The sequence below is a fragment of the Succinatimonas hippei YIT 12066 genome (genome assembly GCF_000188195.1).
Lineage (GTDB): Bacteria > Pseudomonadota > Gammaproteobacteria > Enterobacterales > Succinivibrionaceae > Succinatimonas > Succinatimonas hippei.
The window spans coordinates 1-5,600 of the sequence record NZ_GL831025.1; the positions used below are offsets into that span (position 1 = coordinate 1).

Here is a 5,600-nt window from a genome sequence, read left to right on the forward strand (position 1 = left end):
TCTTTTATTTCTATCTAGAACAGCAGAGTTCGGGTGCCTTGCCCGTGGGGCTTTTTCGTATTACCGGCAAGAAGAATATAGCATTGTTGCGTTTTGTAGTTTTTGATATCGGTTGAAAATACGATTTATTTTTTACGAAAATTCTTAATTGTCAGCAGGTATTGCGAGTAATCTTTTTAAGCCGTTGATTCATTTCTTGCAAAAAAAAATCTTTACTGTACAATTATGTATGTAAAAATTATAGAAAAAAGCGATTTTCTTTTTCGATTAATGAATATCCGTAAACTTAGATCCTAAATCTGTATTAAAATAATAGGGTCTTGAGCCAGTATTCAGGGGACTTAAAGCTGATGGTAAAACAGCGTACTGTAGCAAAAGAGATTTCTACAACCGGCATCGGACTTCACTCGGGAACTAAGGTGCAGGTTACTTTCCGCCCCGCTCCGGCTGATACCGGAATTATTTATACCAGAACCGATCTTAATCCTCCCGTCATCATGAAATGTGATGCCGATTCCGTTCGTGACACTCAGTTATGCACGGCTTTAGTTAATGCCGAAGGTGTGCGTATTTCCACGGTTGAGCATTTAACCGCCGCTCTTTCGGCTTTCGGTATCGATAATTTGTTTGTCGATGTAAACGCGCCTGAGCTTCCGGTTCTTGACGGTTCTTCTCAGCCTTTTATCTATTTGTTTGAGTCTGTCGGTACCGTTGAGCTGGATGCTCCCAAACGCTTTTTCAGAGTACTGCGCAAAGTAAGAGTTGAAGATAAAGAAAAATGGGCAGAGCTCAATCCTTGCGATGACGGCTTTAAGCTTGATTTGACGATTGACTTCAATCACCCTGCAATGGAAAAAGAATTGCAGCATTTTTCCTTTGATTTTTCAGGCCGCGGTTTTGCTTCAGAACTCTCACGTGCCCGCACATTCTGCTTTATGCGTGACGTTGAGTATATGCATGCCCACAATCTTGCTTTAGGCGGATCTTTGGAAAACGCCGTCGTGCTTGATGATTATCGCGTGGTAAATCCTGACGGTCTGCGTTATCCCAACGAGTTTGTTAAGCATAAGATGCTTGATGCCGTAGGCGATCTTTATATGGAAGGTCACAGTATCTTGGGTGCTTTTTCGGCATATAAGACCGGACACACCTTAAATAATCGTCTGCTGCACGCTTTGCTTTCCGACAGCAAGAATTATGAAGTGGTAACTTTGTCTTCCCGCGAGCAGGAGAATGCAGGAATCGATTTTATCGGCAGCAACGTCATGCACTTTGCTAAGGCATAGTCAATGCGTATAGTTGCCGGATGGATGGAAGGAGTAAGGCAAGTGCCTACTCCTTTTTTTAATGCCCGAAAAAAGCCTTTTAATATCTCCCTTATTGTTATTCACGGTATTTCTTTACCGCCGGGTATTTTCGGGGGACATTATATTGATGATCTTTTTACCGGGACTCTTGATAAAAATGCCGATCCTTATTTTGCAGGCATTTATAAGCTTGAAGTATCGACTCACCTTTTTATAAATAGACAAGGGATTATTACCCAATATGTGTCATTTTTAGATAGAGCTTGGCACGCAGGGCGTTCGGCTTATAATGGTGAAGTCGAATGTAATGATTTTTCCGTTGGGATTGAGCTTGAGGGGACGGACTTTGAAGCCTATACCGACAAGCAGTATCAAAGTCTCAACGCTGCGGTAAAGGCATTGCGCCGAACTTATCCGCAAATCCAAAACCGTATCGCGGGTCACAGCGATATCGCACCGGGCCGTAAAACCGATCCGGGGCCTTTTTTTGATTTTAGTAAATTAAGTCCGGATTTTTAACTTAAAGGACAGCAAAAATGAGTGCACAAAACTTTTTAAATGAATATCATAAAAACGCGGCGGAACGTGCCAAATTAGGGATCCCTCCTTTGGCTCTTACTGCAGATGAAACCAAAGCATTATGTTTGCTGCTTGCCGATCCTTCCAATGCCGACAATAAAGAACTCTTGGAATTGCTGCAGGAAAGAGTTTTACCCGGAGTCGATGACGCGTCCGCAGTCAAAGCAGAGTTTTTAAATGACATCGTTAAAGGAAAAATTATCTGCGCTTTAATTTCTCCTGCTGAGGCTGTTACGCTTTTGGGCAAAATGAAAGGCGGGTTTAATGTCGACCATCTGATTAATCTTCTTGATGATGAAAAACTGTCCGATGCTGCCGTCAGCGCTCTTTCCGATACCATCATGGTGTATGACGCTTTTAATAAAGTTAAGGATTTAGCGCAAAAGGGCGTACAAGGCGCTAAGGTTTTGATGAATAACTGGGCAAACGCTACATGGTTTACTCAAAAGCAAGGCTTACCTGAAAAGATCACTTTAACCGTATTTAAAGTATCCGGCGAAGCTACGACCGATGATTTTTCTCCTGCAACCGATGCCTGGTCGCGCCCTGATATTCCGCTTCATGCCCTTGCCATGTTTAAGAACTCCCGTCCCGGGCTTACTCCTGATGAAGAAGGCATTCGCGGTCCGGTAAAACTTATTAATGAGCTTAAACAAAAAGGTTTTCCTCTTGTGTACGTAGGTGATGTCGTAGGTACCGGTTCATCACGCAAGAGCGCTGCAAATTCACTTATTTGGTATATCGGTAATGAAATTCCCGGTACTCCCAATAAAAAAGCCGGCGGCTTTGTTTTAGGCGGCAAGATTGCCCCGATTTTCTACAATACTTTGGAAGATTCAGGTGCTTTGCCGATTGAGTGTGATGTCAGCGCGCTTAATATGGGCGATGTCATCGACCTTTATCCGTATGCAGGCAAAGTTTGCGCACATGACAGTGATAAGGTCTTATCAAGCTTCAAGCTTAAAACCCAGAATCTTTTGGATGAAGTAAAAGCCGGAGGCCGTATTCCGCTTATTATCGGCAGATCTCTTACCGATAAAGCCCGTGCGGCTTTAAATTTGCCAAAGAGTGATGTTTTTATTCCTAATCCCAAGGCCCCGGAAAGTACCAAAGGTTATACCCGTGCACAGAAGATTGTGGGCAAAGCTTGCGGTGTTTATGGTGTGCGCCCCGGTGAGTATTGTGAACCTAAGATTACGACTGTCGGTTCTCAGGACACAACCGGTCCTATGACCCGGGATGAGCTTAAGGATTTATCTTGCCTTAAATTCTCTGCCGATCTTGTGATGCAGTCATTTTGCCATACCGCGGCTTATCCTAAGCCTGTTGATATCAAGATGCAGAAATCTTTGCCGGGGTTCATGGAACAGCGCGGCGGTATCGCTTTACGTCCGGGCGACGGCGTTATTCACAGCTGGCTTAACCGTATGGCATTGCCCGATACCGTAGGTACTGGCGGCGATTCCCATACCAGAATGCCGATAGGAATTTCTTTTGCGGCAGGTTCCGGTCTTGTAGCTTTTGCCGCGGCTGCAGGAATGATGCCGCTTGATATGCCAGAATCGGTTTTGGTGCGTTTTGTCGGTAAGCGTCGTCCGGGTATTACTTTGCGCGACTTAGTGCATGCCATTCCGTATTTTGCAATTAAAAAGGGACTTTTGACTGTAGACAAAAAAGGCAAGAAAAATATTTTCTCCGGAAAGATTTTGGAAATCGAAGGTCTTGAGGATTTATCCTGCGAACACGCCTTTGAGCTTGCCGATGCTTCCGCTGAACGCTCTGCAGCAGCTTGCGCTATCGCTCTTAGCAAAGATAGTGTTTGCGCTTATCTGCGCTCAAATGCCGCACTTTTGCGTCAGATGGCAAATGACGGTTATGAGTCGAAAGATGCTTTGCAGCGCCGTGCTGAGGCAATGGAGGCTTGGATAAAGGATCCGAAGCTTATTTACGCCGATCCTGATTGTGAATACGCTGCGGTTCTTGAAATCGACATGGGTGAAATCACTGAGCCTATCGTCTGCGTGCCAAACGATCCTGACGATGTTCATCTTTTGTCTGAATACACAAATACTAAGATTGATGAAGTATTTATCGGATCCTGCATGACCAATATCGGACATTTCCGTGCCGCAGGTGAAATCTTTAAGAGCTGTACCGGAGAGGTTAAGTCTCGTTTGTGGATGACTCCTCCTACCCGTATGGATAGGGATGAATTGCGCGATGAAGGCTTATATGCGGTATTTGCCAAAGCCGGAGCCAGAATGGAGATCCCGGGCTGCTCTTTATGTATGGGAAATCAGGCACGCGTGCGTGATAATGCAACCGTAGTCTCAACTTCCACAAGAAATTTCCCTAACCGTTTAGGCAAAGGAGCCAACGTATTTCTGGCAAGCGCTGAGCTTGCCGCGGTATGCGCAAAGCTTGGCAGAATGCCTTCAGTTGAGGAATATTTTGAAGAACTTAAAATTTTGAACGGAAAAGAGAGTGAAGTCTATACTTTGCTTGATTTTGCCGATTAGAATATGAAAGTAAAATACTCAAGAATGCGTTCTTGAGTATTTGTTTTGCTAAAATGTAGAGTGACTGCAAAGAAATAACTTACCGTTTTAACGGGAAAATATTCAGCAGATTTTTTATTAATTAAAGGAGTAGAACATGAAAGTTGCCGTATTGGGCGCTGCTGGCGGTATCGGTCAGCCTTTATCCATGATTTTGAAAAACAATCTTCCTGCCGGCTCTAAATTAAGCCTTTATGACGTAGCCCCGTTCACTCCGGGTGTTGCCAAAGATTTAAGCCACATCCCTACTGATGTATGTGTTGACGGCTTCACCGGTGACGATCTTCCTAAAGCTTTGGAAGGCGCTGACGTTGTAGTTATTCCGGCAGGTGTTGCTCGTAAGCCCGGCATGACTCGTGACGACCTTTTCAAGGTTAATGCCGGCATCGTTGCAAACCTCGTTAAGAACTGCGCTAAAGTTTGCCCGAAGGCTTGCATCTGCATCATCACCAACCCGGTTAACTCAACTGTACCTCTTGCAGCTGAAGTTTTGAAGGCTGAAGGTGTTTATGATAAGCACCGTTTGTTCGGCGTAACCGTTCTTGACGTTCTCCGTTCTGAGACCTTCCTCTCCGAGGAGCTTGGTGTTTCAACTGCCCGCACCGTTGTTCCGGTTATCGGCGGTCACAGCGGCACCACCATTCTTCCGTTGATTTCTCAGGTTATTAACGCTGATGTCATTTCCGACGAGCGTATTGCTGAGCTTACCACCCGTATTCAGAACGCCGGTACCGAAGTTGTTGAAGCTAAGGTCGGCGCAGGTTCTGCTACCTTGTCAATGGCAACTGCCGGTGCACGTTTTGCCCTTAAGGTTGTTCGCGGCTTGATGGGTGAGCCCGGTGTTACCGAATACGGCTACACTGAAGGCGACGGCAAGTACACCAAGTTCTTTGCTCAGCGTCTGCGTTTTGGCACTGAAGGCTGGGACAAGACCTATGATATCGGCAAGATCTCCGCTTTCGAGCAGAAGTGCCTTGACGAGCTTAAGGACGTTTTAAACGGCAACATCAAGAAGGGTGTTGATTTTGCTACTGAGTGGGTTCAGGCCAACAAGTAATTAGCAAATAACGTCATTTATTGAAGAAGCGGCAGCGTGTTTTTACATACTGCCGTTTTTTATTGCTTTAACCCTAAAAGTTGCGAGTTTTTACTGATC

General features: G+C 45.1%; 4 protein-coding genes. All 4 read left to right on the forward strand.

Annotation, left to right across the window (positions count from 1 at the left end; all coding sequences use genetic code 11):
* The first annotated feature begins 350 nt into the window (after positions 1-350).
* Positions 351-1,286, forward strand: a complete 936-nt coding sequence (gene lpxC, locus HMPREF9444_RS07045; RefSeq protein WP_009143715.1) for a UDP-3-O-acyl-N-acetylglucosamine deacetylase — start codon at positions 351-353, stop codon at positions 1,284-1,286.
* 3 nt (positions 1,287-1,289) lie between these two features.
* Positions 1,290-1,826, forward strand: a complete 537-nt coding sequence (gene ampD, locus HMPREF9444_RS07050) for a 1,6-anhydro-N-acetylmuramyl-L-alanine amidase AmpD (protein WP_009143716.1) — start codon at positions 1,290-1,292, stop codon at positions 1,824-1,826.
* Positions 1,827-1,843: 17 nt separating this feature from the next.
* Positions 1,844-4,405, forward strand: a complete 2,562-nt coding sequence (locus HMPREF9444_RS07055; protein WP_009143717.1) for a bifunctional aconitate hydratase 2/2-methylisocitrate dehydratase — start codon at positions 1,844-1,846, stop codon at positions 4,403-4,405.
* Positions 4,406-4,541: 136 nt separating this feature from the next.
* Positions 4,542-5,501: a malate dehydrogenase gene (gene mdh, locus HMPREF9444_RS07060; RefSeq protein ID WP_009143718.1), complete on the forward strand. Its 960-nt coding sequence runs from the start codon at positions 4,542-4,544 to the stop codon at positions 5,499-5,501.
* The last annotated feature ends 99 nt before the right edge of the window (positions 5,502-5,600 follow it).

Excerpts from the sequence above, each read along its gene's own strand:
- HMPREF9444_RS07055 (WP_009143717.1), top strand. The coding sequence starts at position 1,844 with ATGAGTGCACAAAACTTTTTAAATGAATATCATAAAAACGCGGCGGAA.
- ampD (WP_009143716.1), top strand. The coding sequence starts at position 1,290 with ATGCGTATAGTTGCCGGATGGATGGAAGGAGTAAGGCAAGTGCCTACT.
- lpxC (WP_009143715.1), top strand. The coding sequence starts at position 351 with ATGGTAAAACAGCGTACTGTAGCAAAAGAGATTTCTACAACCGGCATC.
- mdh (WP_009143718.1), top strand. The coding sequence starts at position 4,542 with ATGAAAGTTGCCGTATTGGGCGCTGCTGGCGGTATCGGTCAGCCTTTA.